17 protein-coding genes and 2 pseudogenes are annotated in these 17,568 nt (G+C 57.4%); 13 read left to right on the top strand and 6 right to left on the bottom strand.

The features are described from left to right. Positions 1–104 precede the first annotated feature (104 nt). The 7 genes from ASF71_RS09355 to ASF71_RS22500 all read left to right on the top strand — a co-directional run bounded on the left by ASF71_RS09355 (position 105) and on the right by ASF71_RS22500 (position 3,663). Positions 105–554: a type IV pilin protein gene (locus ASF71_RS09355; protein ID WP_056298619.1), complete on the top strand. Its 450-nt coding sequence runs from the start codon at positions 105–107 to the stop codon at positions 552–554. A gap of 9 nt (positions 555–563) precedes the next feature. Then, entirely contained in the window at positions 564–1,001 is a 438-nt protein-coding gene (locus tag ASF71_RS09350; protein ID WP_056298616.1) for a type IV pilin protein, read from the top strand. 9 nt (positions 1,002–1,010) lie between these two features. Beyond that, the gene (locus tag ASF71_RS09345; protein ID WP_056298612.1) at positions 1,011–1,463 is read left to right on the top strand and encodes a type IV pilin protein; all 453 of its coding nucleotides are present in this window, start codon (positions 1,011–1,013) and stop codon (positions 1,461–1,463) included. A gap of 32 nt (positions 1,464–1,495) precedes the next feature. After that, positions 1,496–1,936 carry a type IV pilin protein gene (locus tag ASF71_RS25600; RefSeq protein WP_056298609.1) on the top strand — a complete coding sequence of 147 codons (441 nt, stop codon included), beginning with the start codon at positions 1,496–1,498 and terminating at the stop codon, positions 1,934–1,936. Beyond that, positions 1,933–2,310 (top strand): prepilin-type N-terminal cleavage/methylation domain-containing protein, encoded by a 378-nt coding sequence (locus ASF71_RS09335; RefSeq protein ID WP_056298606.1) that lies wholly within the window; start codon positions 1,933–1,935, stop codon positions 2,308–2,310. Before ASF71_RS25600 ends, ASF71_RS09335 begins: the two co-directional genes overlap by 4 nt. A 357-nt stretch (positions 2,311–2,667) precedes the next feature. Next, positions 2,668–2,841 (top strand): CRISPR-associated protein Cas5, encoded by a 174-nt coding sequence (gene cas5 / locus ASF71_RS22505; RefSeq protein ID WP_082505782.1) that lies wholly within the window; start codon positions 2,668–2,670, stop codon positions 2,839–2,841. A gap of 261 nt (positions 2,842–3,102) precedes the next feature. Then, entirely contained in the window at positions 3,103–3,663 is a 561-nt protein-coding gene (locus ASF71_RS22500) for a plasmid pRiA4b ORF-3 family protein (protein WP_200939686.1), read from the top strand. Positions 3,664–4,126: 463 nt separating this feature from the next. On the opposite strand, the gene ASF71_RS23605 is transcribed toward ASF71_RS22500, so the two are convergent. Further along, positions 4,127–6,283 carry a hypothetical protein gene (locus tag ASF71_RS23605; protein ID WP_156372701.1) on the bottom strand — a complete coding sequence of 719 codons (2,157 nt, stop codon included), beginning with the start codon at positions 6,281–6,283 and terminating at the stop codon, positions 4,127–4,129. 248 nt (positions 6,284–6,531) lie between these two features. On the opposite strand from ASF71_RS23605, the gene ASF71_RS09315 reads away from it, so the two are divergent. The 5 genes from ASF71_RS09315 (at position 6,532) to ASF71_RS25040 (ending at position 12,567) form a co-directional block, all read left to right on the top strand. Beyond that, positions 6,532–7,698 carry a sensor histidine kinase gene (locus tag ASF71_RS09315; RefSeq protein ID WP_082505773.1) on the top strand — a complete coding sequence of 389 codons (1,167 nt, stop codon included), beginning with the start codon at positions 6,532–6,534 and terminating at the stop codon, positions 7,696–7,698. Further along, the gene (locus tag ASF71_RS09310) at positions 7,695–8,336 is read left to right on the top strand and encodes a response regulator transcription factor (protein WP_056298591.1); all 642 of its coding nucleotides are present in this window, start codon (positions 7,695–7,697) and stop codon (positions 8,334–8,336) included. Before ASF71_RS09315 ends, ASF71_RS09310 begins: the two co-directional genes overlap by 4 nt. A gap of 888 nt (positions 8,337–9,224) precedes the next feature. After that, positions 9,225–11,402 carry a hypothetical protein gene (locus ASF71_RS09305; RefSeq protein WP_056298589.1) on the top strand — a complete coding sequence of 726 codons (2,178 nt, stop codon included), beginning with the start codon at positions 9,225–9,227 and terminating at the stop codon, positions 11,400–11,402. 157 nt (positions 11,403–11,559) lie between these two features. Then, the gene (locus ASF71_RS09300) at positions 11,560–12,360 is read left to right on the top strand and encodes a tyrosine-type recombinase/integrase (RefSeq protein WP_235514291.1); all 801 of its coding nucleotides are present in this window, start codon (positions 11,560–11,562) and stop codon (positions 12,358–12,360) included. 30 nt (positions 12,361–12,390) lie between these two features. Next, positions 12,391–12,567, top strand: a complete 177-nt coding sequence (locus tag ASF71_RS25040; RefSeq protein WP_235514289.1) for a hypothetical protein — start codon at positions 12,391–12,393, stop codon at positions 12,565–12,567. A 31-nt stretch (positions 12,568–12,598) separates the two neighbouring features. Here the strand turns inward: ASF71_RS25040 and ASF71_RS09295 are convergent, their stop codons facing one another. Continuing rightward, positions 12,599–14,356, bottom strand: a complete 1,758-nt coding sequence (locus ASF71_RS09295) for a phosphodiester glycosidase family protein (RefSeq protein ID WP_056298586.1) — start codon at positions 14,354–14,356, stop codon at positions 12,599–12,601. Between the two features lie 159 nt (positions 14,357–14,515). On the opposite strand from ASF71_RS09295, the gene ASF71_RS09290 reads away from it, so the two are divergent. Further along, the gene (locus tag ASF71_RS09290) at positions 14,516–14,827 is read left to right on the top strand and encodes a hypothetical protein (protein ID WP_056298583.1); all 312 of its coding nucleotides are present in this window, start codon (positions 14,516–14,518) and stop codon (positions 14,825–14,827) included. An 8-nt stretch (positions 14,828–14,835) separates the two neighbouring features. On the opposite strand, the gene ASF71_RS22495 is transcribed toward ASF71_RS09290, so the two are convergent. The 4 genes and pseudogenes from ASF71_RS22495 to ASF71_RS25035 all read right to left on the bottom strand — a co-directional run bounded on the left by ASF71_RS22495 (position 14,836) and on the right by ASF71_RS25035 (position 17,426). Next, complete coding sequence (locus ASF71_RS22495) at positions 14,836–15,045, bottom strand: hypothetical protein (RefSeq protein WP_200939685.1); 210 nt, start codon at positions 15,043–15,045, stop codon at positions 14,836–14,838. 45 nt (positions 15,046–15,090) lie between these two features. After that, a pseudogene (locus ASF71_RS09285) lies at positions 15,091–16,273 on the bottom strand (IS3 family transposase). A 610-nt stretch (positions 16,274–16,883) separates the two neighbouring features. Next, positions 16,884–17,261, bottom strand: a pseudogene (locus tag ASF71_RS09275) (SRPBCC domain-containing protein); the annotation flags it as partial. Positions 17,262–17,276: 15 nt separating this feature from the next. Further along, positions 17,277–17,426 carry an SRPBCC domain-containing protein gene (locus ASF71_RS25035; protein WP_235514287.1) on the bottom strand — a complete coding sequence of 50 codons (150 nt, stop codon included), beginning with the start codon at positions 17,424–17,426 and terminating at the stop codon, positions 17,277–17,279. Between the last annotated feature and the right edge of the window lie 142 nt (positions 17,427–17,568).

The following is a 17,568-nucleotide window of genomic DNA, read 5'->3' as shown; positions in this document are numbered from 1 at the left end:
ACCCGCAACCCATGCCCCATCCCCCTTAAGTTCCGCTGGCTTTAGGCCTCGCCCGGACAGCGCCCCGTGACACGTTCACCTTCAAGGTCTTTCAGGAGTTATCGATGCATACCAGATCTATCCCACAGCGGACGCAAGGCTTCACGCTCATCGAGTTGCTCGTCGTCATCGCCATCATCGGCATTCTCGCCGCCCTCTTCCTCCCGAGTTATCAGCGCGCCCAGAAGCGCCCCCACGATGCTGCGGCCCTTCAATGCGCGCGCGCCATCGTGACCGCCGAGAACGTCGGCTTCGTCGAGCGGCGCGCCTTCGAAGGCAATCTGGCGGCCCTCGGTGAAGACGTCAAAGAGGTGTGCCAGGACCAGGGCGTCCAGGTCCTGAACGCTGGGAGAGGCAACGGGACAGCCGCTACGCCGGGCAACAATCAGATTGCGACGTCCGGGGATAACTACGCTTTCTCGGTCTGGCATCCCAACGGCACGGGTTCGTACCACTACAACCGCAATGAGGGCACCCGCGAGAACGGTGGACGCCTCACCCTCCAGCCGTTCTGAGGTCGATGCATGATGTCCTCTCGTCAACATGGCTTTACCCTGATCGAGCTCCTCGTCGTCATCGCCATCATTGGTATCCTCGCCGCCCTGTTTTTACCGAGTTATCAGCGGGCCCAGAAGCGCCCTCATGATGCCGCTGCCTTGCAGTGCGCCCGGGCCATCGTGACGGCCGAGAACGTCGGCTTCGTCGAGAAACGCGCCTTCGAGGGCAATATGGCGGCTCTCGGTGAAGACGTCAAAGAGGTTTGTCAGGACCAGGGCGTTCAAGTCCTGAACAGCGGTTTGGGGGGCATTACGGCCGCGAGCGCCGGCAACAACCAGATCGCCTACTCCAACGACAATTTCGCTTTCTCTGTCTGGCACCCCAGCGGCAGTGGCGGCTACCACTACAACCGCAACGACGGCACCCGTGAGAACGGCGGCAAGCTCACCCTTCAGCCCTTCTGAGGTCAATGCATGATTTCTTCTCGTCAACACGGCTTTACCCTGATTGAGCTCCTCGTCGTCATCGCCATCATCGGCATCCTCGCTGCGCTCTTCTTGCCGAGTTACCAGCGCGCCCAGAAACGGCCCTTCGACGCGGCTACCGTGCAGTGCGGCCGGGCGATCGTCACCAACGAAGTCGCGTACCGCGCAGAGCATCAGACGTTTACGAACAACATGGATGCCCTGGGGGCGGACGTCAAGGAAGTGTGCCAGGACCAGGGGGTGCGGTGGAGTGCGCATGCCGGTGGCGTGGCCGCGGACAGCGCCTCCCAACCCTTCCATGGGGATGCGGACAACCTGGCCTTCAAGGTCTGGCATCCGAATGGGACCGGGTTCTACCGGTGGTGGACGCAATCGCCGTCGCCCCAAGCCATCGGTGACCGCCTCAACCGCAAATTCGATTGGGACGGCAACATCCAATGAGGCCTCGTGCTTCTTCCACGACTGGAGGGTCTATGCGTTCCCCACAGCATCAGCAGGGCTTTACCCTGATCGAATTACTCGTGGTCATCGCCATTATCGGCATTCTCGCGGCGCTCTTCCTGCCGAGTTACCAGCGGGCCCAGAAGCGCCCGTACGACGCGGCCGCGCAGCAGTGCGGGAGAGCCGTCTGGACAGAGCTCACGGCCCGACGGGCCGAGTCTCCGAGCTTCCGCACGGATACCAATCTCAGTGCGTTGGGGTCCGACGTGGCGGAAGTCTGCCAGGGCCAGGGCGTCCAGGTCCATTACTTCGATTCCGCAGGTATTAGTAAGGCCAGCACTGGGAATAGCCAGGTCAGCCTTGGCGCAGAGTACTACTGCTATCTCACCTGGTCGCCGAACGGCACGAAGCTCTACGAGTGGCAGAAGGGGTGCAATGCGAGTGGCCGCGTCATGAACGCCATCGACTGGTGAGGGGGCCGGTTCGGGAGCAGGGCTTCACCCTGATCGAGTTGCTCGTGATCATCCTGATCATCGGGATTCTGGCGGCTGTCCTGATTCCGAACCTGCAGGGAGCGCGCCGGACGGCGAACGATACCGTGGCCGTGAACTGCGGCCGAGGCCTAGTACAGGCGGCCATCAGCGCCAAGCTCGATCAAGGCCCTGGCGCTGCCTACCGGCCAGCGGCGCAACTCCTGAACACGCCCCTTGGGCAGGTCTGTCAGGCCCCTCAACTAGAAATTCAAACGGTCGAGGCCGATACCGAGGGCTTTCGGTATACGGTGCGGCATCTGGGTGGACAGCGGACGATTGTGGCCACTCGGTCCGGCTTACAGCGCGAGAATTAAATCCCAGAGTGACGGGAGCGTGGGCACCGCCTGCGCTCCCGTCCTTATCGTCAAGGAGATCAACATGTCGAACAGGTCCGCCCCCGCCAGCCGTGAGGAAGCGCTCCGTATGCTCAGGCGCTATGAAGCCATCATCATTCGGGTGAATCGCCAGCTGGACGATGAGGGCGCAACACCAGAGGATCATGTGGAATTCGACGCGGCCGAGCAGCAGATTCTGGATGCGCTCTGTGATGGCCCGACCCCCTCCGGGTGGGCTGTTCAGCGCAAGATCTCGCCGAGGAGACGCTCTACTCTGACGGCTTCTAGACCACTTCTGCTTGACAGCGTCCGGTAGTGATGCAGCAGTAGAAGAGCATGAACTCTCCACCCATCGGCATTCGTGCCTGGGGCAAGAGCGCGAGCTTCACCCGCTACGACACGCCCACAGAACGCGACACCTACCCCATGCTCACCGTCCCCGCCGCCGACGGCGTCCTCACCTCCATCTACTGGCAACCCGGACTTCGCTACAAGATTCTGGCCAACTGAGCTGCTCCATGAATTGCAGCACAGAGACGAACGCAAGTCGCCACGGGAGAAAAGCCGGGCAACCGCGCGTCAAAAAGAATGGGTGGAAGTCCTCGTCGTCATAAAGCCGCCCGAACTCGTCTCGCAGCCGCATGACTACATTCCCTTTGGGGCGGGCCGCATAGGCAGTGCGGGCAGTGAGTTCAGGAAGCTCGCCAAGGGGTTCGACTTGGAGGCCCGTAGCTCAGCAGCATCAAGTAGGCTGAGAGCTAGGAGGCGACGGTGCCCACAGAAACGTCCACGAAGGCGACGAGCATTCCGGTAACACCGGACGCCATGCTTCAACTCAAGCTTACGCTCGAAGGGCTGCGTCCGGCCATCTGGCGTCGCGTAACAATTCCCGCGAACGCAACGTTCACCGGACTGCATGGTGTGATTCAAGGCGCAATGGGCTGGGAAAACTACCACCTATATAGCTTCAAGCAGGAGCGGCGGGAGATCGTAGGCCAACAACGTTTGTTCAAGGTATTTGACTGCGTGCGGGTCAAGGTGGAATATCTCTACGATTTCGGGGATTCGTGGACGCACCAGGTCGTGCTGGAGAAGGTGCTTGCTAATCCATTGGATCGGCAGCCGAGGGTCCTCGCGGGAGAACACGCTGGCCCACCAGAGGATTGTGGTGGTGTGTGGGGGTATGCCGAGTTGCTCGACATTCTCAATGACCCTAGCCACCCGGAGTACAATGAGCGACTGGCCTGGGTGGGCGGGGCATGGGATCCTGAGCAGTTCGACTTGAATGAAGCGAACGCGCGATTGCCTCACCTACGATTACTTAAGGTCTGAATTAGCAGACAGCGCGGGAATCACCATCGAGGAGCAGGATGAGATCGGTCTGCTGCGCGGCCGTGAGTTTTTCGGGTCGGCCATGGGCATGGGAAGCGCTTCGCGTTTCCTCGCTGTTCCGTCTGAGGCGTGCCCGCCAGACGCGGATGGTGACTTCAGTGACGCTAAACTGGTGCACTGGGTCGTGCAATTGGGGTCGTTTGGCGTCAGTTGAGCAGTGAGGTGTCATTCTTCCAGGCGACTGTGTATGAGACACTGGTCCGCTAGGGAGGGCCCATACATAGATGTTACATAGTTCCGCAGGGATCAGTATCTGCTCAGGCGATCTTTATTGACCGCCAGCATGTCAATTCCCGAAGCGTCGGGTAATGAGATAGACGACTATAGATTAATCTTAAAGGCGCCAAATTGCTTATTTGCAATTGGCGCCTTAGCTAGTTATCCCCTGATGATTTTTTCGACTCTACCAAGTTAATGTTCCATTGGCCTTATTCACAGTAAATTGGTAAACCTGTGCGGAATGACATCCAGTGCATCCGGTGGGTGAGGGATCATAAACCGTACGGCCATTGGCACTCACAGCCATATCAATGTTACGCCTATAGTTACCGAATATTCCGGAGGAACGCTTAGCGATGCTCGAAACTTGGATAATGGTATCTCCTGTAGCATTGAGTGCATTGAGGATATCGACGCTCCCATCACCTCCCAAATATCCAATTCTCGTAGCAGTGCCAGTCACGGGATTATATTTGTTGACCTCGACGTCCCCCTGAACACTGGTGAAGTTGAGCGTCATCGTGTTGTAGGCGTTCCCTCCGTTCCCCGGTCCGGGTTGCCCAGCACCCCAGCACCCAATCTGGTCGCGCAAATCTAGTACTCGCGCCTGCCAGGTGCTGGACGTGATCAGTGGGAAAGCGACCCCAACATCAGCACGTACACCGTAGTAACCGCAGGCTTCGATTTGAGCACCTTGGCCAATCACGGCAGACGCTTTAGCTTCAACCTCAGCGAAGGGTTTGGCGTGCGCAAATACCTGCGGACCGTTCACCGAAGAGCTATAGAATGCCATGATTCCCTTAACTCCGACATAGGCGCTCGCTCGACCGGTTCCATTCGCCGTCGCAGGAGATTGTGTAAAGTTTGATGAGTGAGACTTGATACCGCTCCACCCGTTACCTTTGTTATACTCTGTACCGTATCGTCCGCTAAAATTTTGTGTCACTTCGTAATGGAGTGTTGCCGTAATTTCCCCATCCGTCCCTACAGTGGGAACGAGAATAGGCGTAATTACTACAGGAACGGGTCCAATAAAGAAAACGATAGGGGAGAAGGTAATTTTCCACTGATTCAAATCTTTATTGACATTCCAGGTGTATGATCCCTTGGCATCCAAAATGGCTTTGGCTGACTCAGTAAGTTCGACACCTGCATCAAAGTGCCTCAAGCTAAACCAGCGAATTTTTACGTTAATAAACGCATTGGCCTGTGCGTTTAGATTGCCATCAAAAGTCGCATAGTTTGTACTCGGTACACGTCCTTTGAGACCCGTAGATGCACCGTCATCACAATCTAGATCGCGATTCTGATGATCATAAAGACAGAACGGCGTTTTCGAGAAGCTGAAGAGCTTAAAGGTTCGCTGCGCCTGAAGCCTACTCTGTTGCGCCTGGATCATACTGCCTGAACGGGAATAATCAATTGCACCTGAATCAAGAGCAATTTCAGCGTCCAGATCCCCGTCTTGAATAACTTCTTCCAGAGGAACGTCTTCTGTCAGGACTGTTGTTGTTTCACCATTGTTGAGGACCGCCCTCACACGCCCCAACAGTCCCCCAGGGGCTGCATCTGTGGGCCGACTCACAACGACCATCCCAGCGCTTAAGTTGGCCAGGAGAGGAGTGTCCGAACGAAAGAGGAGCGTCCGACCATCCTCAGAGGCTTGAAGAAGTCCGGCCCGATCCCGCTCACTCAATACTTTTGTCGAATCAGGAATGACCGTGTCCGTCCGTACGCCATCCGAGTTCCAGGGGTTGGCATTCTGGTCATTAATAGCGACCCAAAAGCGGGAATCCGTGTTGATGTTCCCGTTGGCGTAAAAGCGCCAACCTCCCGGCTCCCCATTTGCCTGACCATCGTGGAATTCAGCCATGCGCCACTGGGGTCCGAACTCTGCCGCACAGACTTGGTCGGCGATCCGTTGCGAGGTCAGGGCACTTCCCGTGATCGGAGGGGTCAGCTTGACCTGACCGCTGGCCCAACCATCGTAGAAGTTGGTCGCTAGCCCCTCCGGGGAGGGGCGTCCATCCTGTTCAAGACAGAGAATCGGAAGATCGCTCGCGGCACTCGTGTCGCCTCTGTAAGGGTCAGTTGCCTGGTCAGCACCGACATGTACGATACCGTCACGGGTATCAAGAAGGCGCCAGGTCATTCCACGCCAAGTGTCATTTACATTGGTGACATTATTACTCTTAATTCCCGTTTTAGCCGGAGCCAAGTCACCAGGACGCTGCAAATTGGTAGGAGTGCTTGATACAACACCACTCTTAGGAACACTTTGATTTCCACAAGAGGAAAGTAAAACTGTCAAGCCGACGATATAAAGAGGCAAGTGCTTCATATTTGCTCCACTACGCTTGAGAGAGTCTATAAGTTTTCCTGACGTGCCGAAGTTTTTAGCGGTCTTTGGAAGACATATTGGCCTTGCCTATCCCCTCTTAGAGATAGTTGAATGTGCTAAAAGCGTTTTACGTCTGCCGACAGAAAATATAAGAGGAGCGTTAGAAAACTACAGGTGCCGAAAGTCAAGTGGCCAACATGACTTTTGGCACCTGATCTGGGATATTGCGCCCGCTATATTGCCCTGTCGTGCGCATCCATACAGGAACCCTGCTGCGCTGGGGGGGGCTGCTTTGCTGGCTCACCGAGCTCCTCTACATCAGCTTGGATGGAGCAGACGGACAGCAAGCGCTCCAACGGCTCACACCGCTTGAGTACACTGTGTGGTTATCCCTCTATCTCCTCTTCGGCACTGCCTATTGGTGGGCGACTCGGGGAACAGCCGTCTGGATGGCTACTGGTATTGCACCACTACGGCAAAAACGCTTGTGGAGTTGCGGTGTGATGACCTTGAGTGCCCTAGGCACCAACGCCATCTTCTCCTCCAAGGCAGATCTGGGGGTATTGCTGATCCTTATCGCCGCCCTGCTTCCCGGCCTGTTGCCTTGGCGCTCCACCCTAGGCTGGATTGCTCTTCAGAACGTCGGGTTGGCTTTGGTACTCCAGACCCAGCTGTCTCTAGGGAGCGCCCTTTACACGGGTGTATTCATGGGCATTGTCCAGATGCTAACGGCACTTCTGATTCAGATGCTCGGCAACGAGCGTCGAGCCCGCAAGTCCTTGGCCGAATTGAATGTGAATTTTCAATTTACCCGCGCGATGCTGCAGCAGGCGACCCGCGAAGCAGAGCGCACCAGAATTTCGCGGGAGCTCCATGACTCGCTTGGACATCACCTCACCGTTCTCAACATGGAGTTGGAACTCGCAGCTCATCTCTCTGGTTCAGAGGTTCAGGTGTCTATTGAGCGGGCTAGGGTCCTGAATCGCCTGCTCTTGGCAGACGTCCGGGAGAGCGTGAATGACCTGCGAGGTGACGCTGAAGATTGGAAGAAGTTGCTTTATCAAGTCACCAGTGGTATTCCTGGGCTCCAAGTCCATGTCGATATTCCTCCCATCTGTCTGACGCCACCGCCCTGTCAAGCAGCCACACTCCTTCGTTTGACCCAAGAAGCAGTAACTAACACACTCAAACATGCCCAGGCCAGGAATCTCTGGTTGTCCATGCAGTGCACGGATTGCACATTGATTATTCAAATTGCGGACGATGGACATGTACATTGGCCACTCATCACGGGCAATGGTTTGAAAGGAATGCAGGAACGCATGAATGAGTTGAATGGCTCGCTGATGCTGAGGCCCGGACCTCAAGGAGGACTTCAAGTGGAAGCCCATTTCCCCTTAGCTGGAAGGCTATGATTCGGGTGTGTCTGGTTGATGATCAGACCCTTGTGCGACTAGGGCTGCGCCGACTACTCGAGCTTGCTCCAGATATAGAAGTCGTGGCGGAGGCTGGAGACGGCCAAGAGGCAGTCGCCGTAGTCTGCGCCATCCGCCCCGACGTTCTCCTCTTGGATGTGCGCATGCCGCGGCTTGACGGTTTGGGGGTTTTAGAGGCCTTGAATATCAAAGGTAGCTTACCGCCGACGCTGATGCTCACCACCTTTAATGACGACGAAGCGCTACTGCGCAGCCGGAAAGCTGGTGCTCGCGGCTTCCTGCTCAAGGACGCTTCACTCGAGACGTTGCTGGACAGTATTCGGACCGTAGCGAGGGGAGAAACCTTTTCACGACCTGTGCTGAGCGAGCATGTCGTGGCTCATCTTCGGCAATCCCAGGACGCAGATCCAGAACCGGAGGCGTCTCCAGAGCTCTCACCCAGAGAATTAGAATTGCTGCGCCTGATGGCTGGGGGGTACTCCAATCGGGAGCTGGCCGATCTGGTGCAACTTAAGGAAGGGACCGTTAAAAATCTTGTGTCCAGTATTCTCTTCAAGCTGCAAGCCCGAGACCGAACTCGCGCAGTCCTTCGGGCGCTTGAACTAGGGATTTTGTAAATGACGTCGTTCAGGCGTTGGGCGTGCAGCGTAACGTCAGTCCGGTCAAGCTATGTATTGACGTTGATACAGCACGGGACTTAGAGATTGTCACGGTCGAGGCGAACACAGCGACCTTCCGGTTACGGTCCGGTATTCAGGCGGGAATAGAATTATTGTGGCGATCCAATCAAGCTTGAAGCACGAGAACTGAGTGCGGAATGGAGGAGCGAGAGCGTGGTTTCCACCCCTGGCTAGGTCGTGATCTCCTGGGATGCGTCTGGGAGGGCTTGAATTTTGCTTGCTCACAGGAGGGGCAGGAAGGGGCCTCCAAATTGTTTTGAGGGGTAATGGTACCCCTAGATTGGCTGGGTGGATCTGAGGGAGTTATTTCTAGCTACCCTATTTGTCATAACAGATATTAAGTACAATAGGGAGGAGAGATACCGATGCTCGAACAATCCAGACGGCCCGTATCCCAGGTATCTCGGACACCTCAGTACCCAACAGTTTTTGAGGACTTGAAAAATTATGTATGACACGCGAGAGCAAAGCACGTCCTCTTCCGATCTCCAGGACTTGACGCTGAGCAGCGCGCCGTAGCAGGTGGACGGTCCATCTCCACACCCGTGGGGAACGCTTGAATGCGGTGTTGGTGCTGTAGCCGTTGGACGGTCCATCCCCACACCCGTGGAGAACGCAACTTCGAGATCTCCTACCAATGTGCAGGCCAAGTTCCTCCCCTTGGGCCGCTCCCATCCCTCTCCAAAGCGAGGTTAAGCATGTTTCACTGTAACCGGAACGTGAGACCTTACCCCTTATGGTGAGCATATGCCTCAGTCACGTAGAGCGGTTACCTTCTTACCCACAAATAGGAGTCTTCTGCACTCTTGGACCGCTATAGTTCTGTTGTCGGGTCTACTGCTGACCGGCTGTGGCTCAAACAATCAGATCAGCTTCCCAGACGTCGGAAGCATCACCGAGGACACCGTCTTGGACGGTGAAGCCAGTGTGGTCGATCCTATGGCTAATGCAACTGTCCAGGTTACTACCCTCTCCAATGTTCCGGTGATCGCGGGTGTCACGTATGACACGGGTGGCTTCGACCTATTGACGGACCAACAACCCCAGGCCCTGCGTATTCGGGTCACTGGCCTTGTCGCGGGAGAACAGGTCACGCTTCAGCGCGTTGTGAAAAGCAACACGGGCCAATTCCAACGGGTTAACCTCCTCTCGACGCTCATTGGGGGATATCTCGACCGACATCCCCAGGCCAGTGAGGCGCAGGCAAATACAGCCGTCGGCCAGCTGCTCTCGCTCCCTAAAGGCCTCAACCTCCGCCGTGACTTACCCACGCGATACTTCGATCCTGCCGTCTTCGTGAGCAAGGCACAAGCGTCTGGCGGCATCAATGCCTTTTTGTCGCAATTGATTAACGAGGCAGGCACAAGCCGCAAGTACCAGTTCACTGCTGGTCCGACCCTGCAATCTCAGAGCCTTGACACGAGTCCCATGGCCTTCATCGCCAAAACTTTCTTCTCCGGAGTGGGAAAAGCTGCCGCTGGTACAGCTCTGAAAAGCATTATTAGTGCGGTAGCGGGCACAGATTCGGACGGGGAACAACTTCGTCAGATCTCTTCGCAGCTGCATGATCTCAATCTGGGTCTCTCTCGCATTGAGCGCGACCTGAACCAGATGAGTCAGGACCTCGCCAACGCCATTGGGCAGGTAGACAACGATGTAAACTACACGGCTTACAACGCTTACTACGCCAACGGCTTACAGCAGGACATTGAGAAAGTCGAAGACCTCAATGACAGTCTGAAAAGTATTCTCTCCACAGCTCGCGCGAAGACTCCCAACATGCCTGCTCTCAAGGTAAAGATTGCCAACTTTCAGAAGCAGGCGCGGAAGGAAATGCACACCACGGACATCTACAGCGCCACTAGTAGCATGAACCGTTGGAAAGATCAGTTGATCAGCAATGGATATAATACCAGTGGCTTAGTACAGCTCTGGAGTCATTACATTGCCCAGAAGACAAAGTTGTACGGGCCAGCATCGGCGGGTGAGGTTCAGGCGCAATGGGACTTCATGGATGCCCAGTGGATGAGCTACGTCGGCCTTCAGCTCACGGCCCTGAACGGTATCCAGGAGGTATCCGCCACTGACCGTCAGCACCTGCTCAGCGCCTGGGCACGCAACCGGCAGCAGGTGATCGCGCAGCTGTGGGGGGGCACTAAGACGGCTGACCAACTGAATGCAGAGGTGCAACTCCCAGAGACTGAGGACGCTGGCATCAACCAGATTCTTCAGCAGAGTGTGCCCAAACCGTTGCCGAATCAGACCGTGATCAACCAGACGGATAACACCCTCTGGTGGCTGCAGCCAGGCTACCAAAGCGGTATAAACGACCAGGCAGTTCTCAATGACCTGCTGGGATCTCTGCGCAGCCCAATGTATGACCGGTCATTCCCAACCTACGATGATCAACGTACGGCCGCTGTGCAGGCAGCACAAACCTACTGGCATGATCAGGCATGGGTGGTGCCGGGCATCGACGGATACAAGCGGTTGCAGGCCTCACTTCTCACAGACCATCTGGGCTTCACCGCGGCGGGTTTCTCGATGCCGGATGATGGGGGGCAGACCCCAGTGATCGTTCCTGTCGATCCTGCCCTGTTCGCTTGGCGAACGAGCAACGAGGCAGTCTATGGCACCGACAACGTCATAGGCATGCTCCTGGCCCGCTACATCTTCGAACCCACAGGAAAAATTCAGACGTTCGGATACGTCACGACGAATCCGAATAGCCTTGGCGAAGATAATACTGACGGCTGTCCCAGAACCTGGGTCGATTGGGATTCAACTATCTCGACGTCACTGACAGGGAACCTCTACCGCATGTTTTCGGGTGAGGTGTGGTACCTGGACATCTGGGGGACTCATCCGAAGTATTTTCACGGCTTTGCGTTCAGGAATCAGGATTTCGGAGGATGCAACCTGAACGATGGGCCGAAATTTTCCAAAATCAATCTGGCGTTCTATCTGGCCAGAGATTTGGGGTCCAACGTTTACACGCACTAAGACGACAGAAGTAAGTGGGAAGACTGGACAGGTCGCCGTGGACCTGTCCTTTGCAACAGTCTATGAGGGCTAGTTGATCGCATCAGATGTCGACCTCTTCAGAAGCTAGAGCGCAGTTAGCATATTAGGTAAGATAAGTCATGCTTTACTCTGCGTTTTGGATTCCGATCAGGTGACCCTTACTCTATATCAGGGCGGTTTGCTCGCGCAGACCCGTGAGTGGACGAATCTCCACGACGAGGAATTGCGCCGCCGTGCCGTGAAGGCTGCGGCGGACAAGGACGTCGCGGCTCTGGTTTCGCTCACCACCGCTTATCTCGCGCATCAGGGCGGCAGTGGGGTGCTGACCAGTCCGCGTACTGTAGAGGCCTACGCCCTGGGTGCCCAGCAGTTCATCGAGTACGCCACTGCACAAGCCCTCAGCCTCCTGCGGCCAGGTCGTCATGACACACAGGGCTATATCAACGCCCTCCTCGCTGCTGGACGCAAACCCGCTGGCGTCCAGCTCAAGGTCGCGGCAGCCGGGTGCCTCTACCGCGCCCTCCGGTGGGCGGGGGCGACCGAAGCCGACCCCTTCCGCGACACGAAGGTGCCCAAGGACCGTACCCCGGGCATCGTCAAGCGCCCACCCTACACCGAGGACGAACTGGCCGACGTGCTCGAACACGCGGACGTGCACGCCAAGTTCCTGCTCTTCCTCACGGCCCACGCGGGCTTGCGCATCAGCGAGGCGTTAGCGCTGGAGTGGGATGACCTCGACGAGGCGGCCAAGCGCCTGCATGTTCGCAGCGGCAAGGGCCGCAAGGGTCGGGTGGTGGCCATGAGCACCAGCCTCGCGCGCGCAGCCCGGCATTACCGAGGCCTCTACGGACCAGGCGGGCCAGACCATACCGATGGGAAACGGACGACGCCCAGTACCCATCTCTTCCGGTATAGGCATGCCATGACCGCCCGGTAGCACATCAGCAAGGCCTTTGCCCTGGCCGGGGTGGACTTCAGGGGCTTCCACCCCGGACGCAAGTACGCCGGGACACGGCTGCTCCAGCAGATCAAAGACTTCGGCCGAGTGGCCGCTCACCTCGGACACGAGTCGGTCGATACCACCCGCAAGGGCTACGCCCAACTCGCAGTCGACGACCTCAAGGAAGACCTCGCCGGCTGGTGATCCCCAGGTCGTCGCGCTTAGCCTTACACGTCTATTTCCAGACCAGTGCATTCAGAATATTACGTGCATTGCCAAATTTATAATAATCTGATCCCGTCAATGGATTGATGTGCTGCCCCAACCAGGTCATAGAGGCCGAAGGACCTCCATCCAACCGAATAGCCCCATCCATATACCCAAGACCCTCGAAAACGCTGCATAGATCCCTTGGCGAAGAGCTTCCGTCACTCGTCGTAGAGATCAAAGCCATCCGGTTGTATCCAATACCAACTGCACTCCATCGGTTGATCGAGGTCGTATCGAGATTGAGATTGCAGGCATTATTCCGTATGATCGACGTGGTCGAGCCAATGACGTTGTAGTTATGGGTGCCTAGATTGAGACTGTTGCTTGCCCCTACGAAGAATTCCGCTGAAGTCCCACGCGAACGGTCCGTAGGCTGCATCTGGAAGCCCAGAATAGCTTCGGTTGTCGAAGTCTTGCGCCGCACAATGCCATTCGTAATCAGGGTGCCAATGGGCGTCCCATAGCCTGTCCCCATATAGGTCCCATAGTCCCCGTCCCAAGTGAAGCCGTTGATGGCTACTGCTGCACCCTCCCCATGGGAGGTGATCGGGCGCAGAACATACTTTCCTGGGTAGTCGTTGCTTGGAGTAATGGGGAGACCCACCGTCCTGCCACGATTTGAGCGGTCAATGAGGACGATATGGACGTATGGGGCGACATTCTCGCAATCGAAGATGCGGATCGCATCAGTTCCGTTCGCGAAATACTGCTCATACTGCGCGCGCCTGGAGATTAAGCTGTTTTTGCAGGCTGACGTATCCTGCGCACTTAAGCCGGCACTCGAGAGGGTCTTCCCAGGGAGAGCGATCCGCTCCCCAGTGCTCGTCTCGATCACACTTCGGTCGGTATAGATTCGTGCGCTCGCCAGATCGTCAGTTGCAAAGGTCAGCGTATCGCCCTGAACAGTGACTTTCGGCGAGGTGGCATTGTTGACCCGCACCTGGTAGTCGGCTGCAGTCATGCCTTGTGGAAGGCGAGCAGGATCCAGTTTCAGTGCGACCGTTGCGGGTGCCTGACCTTTCATGGCAGGCCACATCATCAGGCGTGGCATCAGTCCACCGGTATCAATCAGCTGCATGCCGAAGAGCTGTGCTTTCTCCATCCCTCCAGCGGCCATGGACATGGCCACCGCACCACCCGCAGGCCAGGCCATCTTCCTGTCTGGACGGTAGGCCATGACGGTCCCCACACTAGGTGGAAGTGCAGCCGTTCCCAGAAAAGTCACCTTCAGCTGGGTGGCTACAGATTGGACGGAAAGGAAGATCTCCTGCCGCTCACCTCCAAGGAGGGTGAGGGGTTCAGACAGGGAAATGGTCTTGAAGGCTACGGGTTGTCCTAGTGCAGGATCAGGCTGAACGATGATGCGGTCAATCTGGCCTGGAGGCAGAAGCACATCGCTGAACACGACGCCCCGACCAGTGCCGTCCTCCTTGGTCAGTACCCCTGTCGTCACCCCTGTGGAGGTGCAAGTGGCCCCACACAGGAGCACCTGCCGGACACCGATCATCGGCAAGTCGGCCGCGTCACCCACGAACGAGACCCGGACACGTGTTTGATCAGCGGGGATGGTTCCTGATTCGTAGGGCACGGCGACCTGATCCACCTTCTCGCCGAGTTGTGAGAGGGCATAGGGATCCGTCCCCTGTACATCAGGAAATTGTCCACAGGAGAGAAGAGTCGTCAATAAGAAGAGCGGGGGAGCAAGACGGGATAGTGCGGCCATAAGGGGACCTCCTGAATTGGGAATAACGTGACACTTGCATCATGCCCAAGACGGAAGCTGTGCGGGCGATCCCAGACTCAGCAATCCCTTAGAAAGCTCATGAGTGTAGTACAGCACTTAGGGTGGGTCTACCAGAACCGCATCTACGCTCAAAGGTAGATGACACTCCTCTTCGCCATCATCGTACCGGTCGCCCAAGTCGAGGCGACTCGTCAGGCCCTGCAGGATCTGACGGGGACGATCCTGAATTGCTGCCCAGAAACGACAACAGTTCTGGTCTCTGCGCAGCTGGGTCTGACCTTGCTCGACGACCAGGGTGAGGCACTTGATCTGTCGAACTTCCCGACCGATCTCGCTGAGCAGACCACCCTCTTCTTCGGCTACGGCTACTACGTCCTCCCCCGCCGCGGCCGGGGCGGCTGCGAGGTGCGCTCGGCCTACGCTTCCAGGCGCTCCCCACCCGACAACTGATGCCCCACCTACTCCACGAGATGCCACGCCACATTCGAGGGGTTCAACCCGCTCGGCAGCATCACGCAGGGCACCCCCTGCGCTCGCGCGATATCGCGGAGTCCCATCTGCGCGTGCCCCATCCACCGGATCGCCAGGATGACGGCAGCCGTCTTCCCCGTCACGTGCTTCCCGGCATGTGCCCCATGCGGGTACTGCGCCCCTGGAATCCAATCCACGGGCACCTCCAACGCCCGCTCGAGTGCAACTGAAATTGCAAGGGTTTAGTGGAGGGACAGTTCAGGATAGGGGGCTTGCTCCTCGAAGGCCGCCGGAGAGCGGTGGCCTAACGACGAGTGACGACGTTGCCGGTTGTAAAAGACCTCAATCCACTCAAACACCTCCCTGCGGGTCTGAGCACGCGTGCTGCGTGCTTGGCGAAGGTCAAGTTCCACTTTCAGGGTTGAGAAAAAGCTTTCCTGAACAGCATTATCCCAACACTCCCCCTTGTTGCTCAGGCTCTGGACCGCCTTCAGGCGATCCAGGGCCTGTCGGTAGACCTCGCTGGTGTACTGGCTCCCTCGGTCAGAATGGTGGAGCAGCCCGGCACCCGGCTGTCTTCTCTGCCAAGCCATGTTCAGCACGTCCAGAGCGAGGGGCGTGTGAAGGCGCTCATGGAGCGCCCAGCCGACGATCTTCCTCGAAAAGAGATCCATGACGGTCGCCAAGTACAGCCAGCCCTCGGTCGTCGGCAGGTACGTGATGTCGGTCACCCACTTCTGGTTAGGCTGATCGGCTTGAACTCCCGGTTCAGGAGATTTTCCGCGACAAGCTGGTGGGGTGAGGCTTTGGTGGTCACGCGGAACTTCCGCTTGCAGCGAGTCACCAGATTCGCTGCCTTCATCAACCGCCCGATCCGTTGCCGGCTCACCCGTTCGCCCCTGTCGGCCAGGTCGGCCTGAATTCTCGGGGTACCGTAGGTCCCCCGGCTGTGCTGATGGCTGACTCTGATTTTCTCGGTCAGGGCACGGCAAGACCGTGCCCTGGCACTCTCCGGCCTTCCCCGCCAGGCGTAATATCCGCTCACACTGACCTCCAGCACTTGGCACATCAGCAGCACCGGGAATGCTTCTCGGTGCTGCTGGATGAAGGCGAAAATCAGCTTTGTTTGGCGAAGAAGGCCACCGCTTTTTTCAGGATATCCCGCTCCTGTCGGGCAATGTCCAGCTCGTGCTCAAGGTGCTTGATCCGGTCTTCCTGTTCAGAGCGACCTGCGATGCCACGCCCCGTGAACACGGGGCGTCCCTTGGCACGCTGCACTTCCTGCTGCTGTTTCCAGCGAACGACGGAGTGGGCGGGGACGCCGAGATCGCGGGCGATCTGGGCGCAACTCTTGCCCGTCGATTCAACCAGTCGCACAGCCTCCTGCTTGAACTCCGCGGTGTACTGCTGCTTGGGGGTGGGCATAACTGCCTCCAGTCTGAATCAGACTGAACTCCCCCTCCACAAAACCCTAGCAAGGCCAATGTGACCTCACCACGCCATTCTGGACCCGACCAATAGGCTTGACGTACTCGAGGCCATGGCCAAGTGGGGTGATCTTTGCACCTGAGTTCAAGGAACTGTTCATGCAAGCGTCCATTGACGCCACCGCCCTGCCAGCGGTCTAGGGCGACCAGTTCCAACCCATGCAGAACACCGACAGGGGCGAGCCATCGCCGAGCCACCATGTCTCGTGAGCCACAGGAGGTCAAGAGCGCAGCCAATACCAGGAAGATTCTGGACATGCGGGAATACTTGTGCGCGCCTGACACGCTGTCGTCCCTCTTTCGAGGAAATGCCTGAAACAGTGGCGTGAGTGTGCATTCAGCAAAGTGACAAAGTACTATTAAAGTGCGTCTGAAAAAGGTCAGAGTGAGGGTTTTGCCAGCCGACGCACCATCAAGCGGATCATGACTTCACGTGCCACTCGGCGTCCGTTAGATCGTTGGGATAAGCCGACCGGGACACGAGCGCATCACCTCTGCCCCATCGTTCACCTTTGTTGATGCAGGGAAAACATGCGCCAGCACGTTTTTCAGACGGATTTTAGATTCTCGTCCAGCCGATCCCAGGTCTCGGTGATCCCCTGGAGCATCCCCATGTCCAGCACGGTCTTTAGACCCTCCTCGCTGGCGTAAGTCGAGCGGTTCACGACCCATGTCCCACCTTCTTGCATCGTAAAGGTCAACTCAACGAGCGTGGCCGGCATGGCCTCATTGATCCCGCCCTGTGCATCCGAGAAATAGTCGGTGTAAATAATGTACGCCCCGTCTTGGATCTCATGGTAGAGGCCTAGGCCCCAGGACTCCATACCGTAGAACTGGCCCTGGGCGGGGTCCGTGCACTTCATACAGTAGTGCCAGCGACCGCCCGGGCGGAAATCCACCGTACAGACCGGCACCTCCCAGCCGCGCGGGCCCCACCAGCGCTACAGGTGCTCGGCCTGCGAGAACGCAGCGAAGACCCGTTCGGGTGGTGCCCGGAAGAAGCGTTCGAGCACGAGGGTCCGGCCGTCCTCGGTGCGGGACGTCATGGCAGGCGTAGCGGCGGCGGAATGGGACTGGGCACTGTGAGTCATAATGCTTCTCCTGTGGCATGAGGAAGGGGGACATTGGGCGGTAATGCTCCAGGTTTGACTTCAAGCGGCGTTGCGAGCGTTCGCCGATGACGTGAGTGTAGACCAGGGCGTAGCGTAGCCGAGCGCCGAATGACGGCGCTCG

Source organism: Deinococcus sp. Leaf326, from assembly GCF_001424185.1.
In the GTDB taxonomy this organism is placed as follows: Bacteria; Deinococcota; Deinococci; order Deinococcales; family Deinococcaceae; genus Deinococcus.
This window is presented reverse-complemented; position numbering and strand designations above follow the sequence as displayed.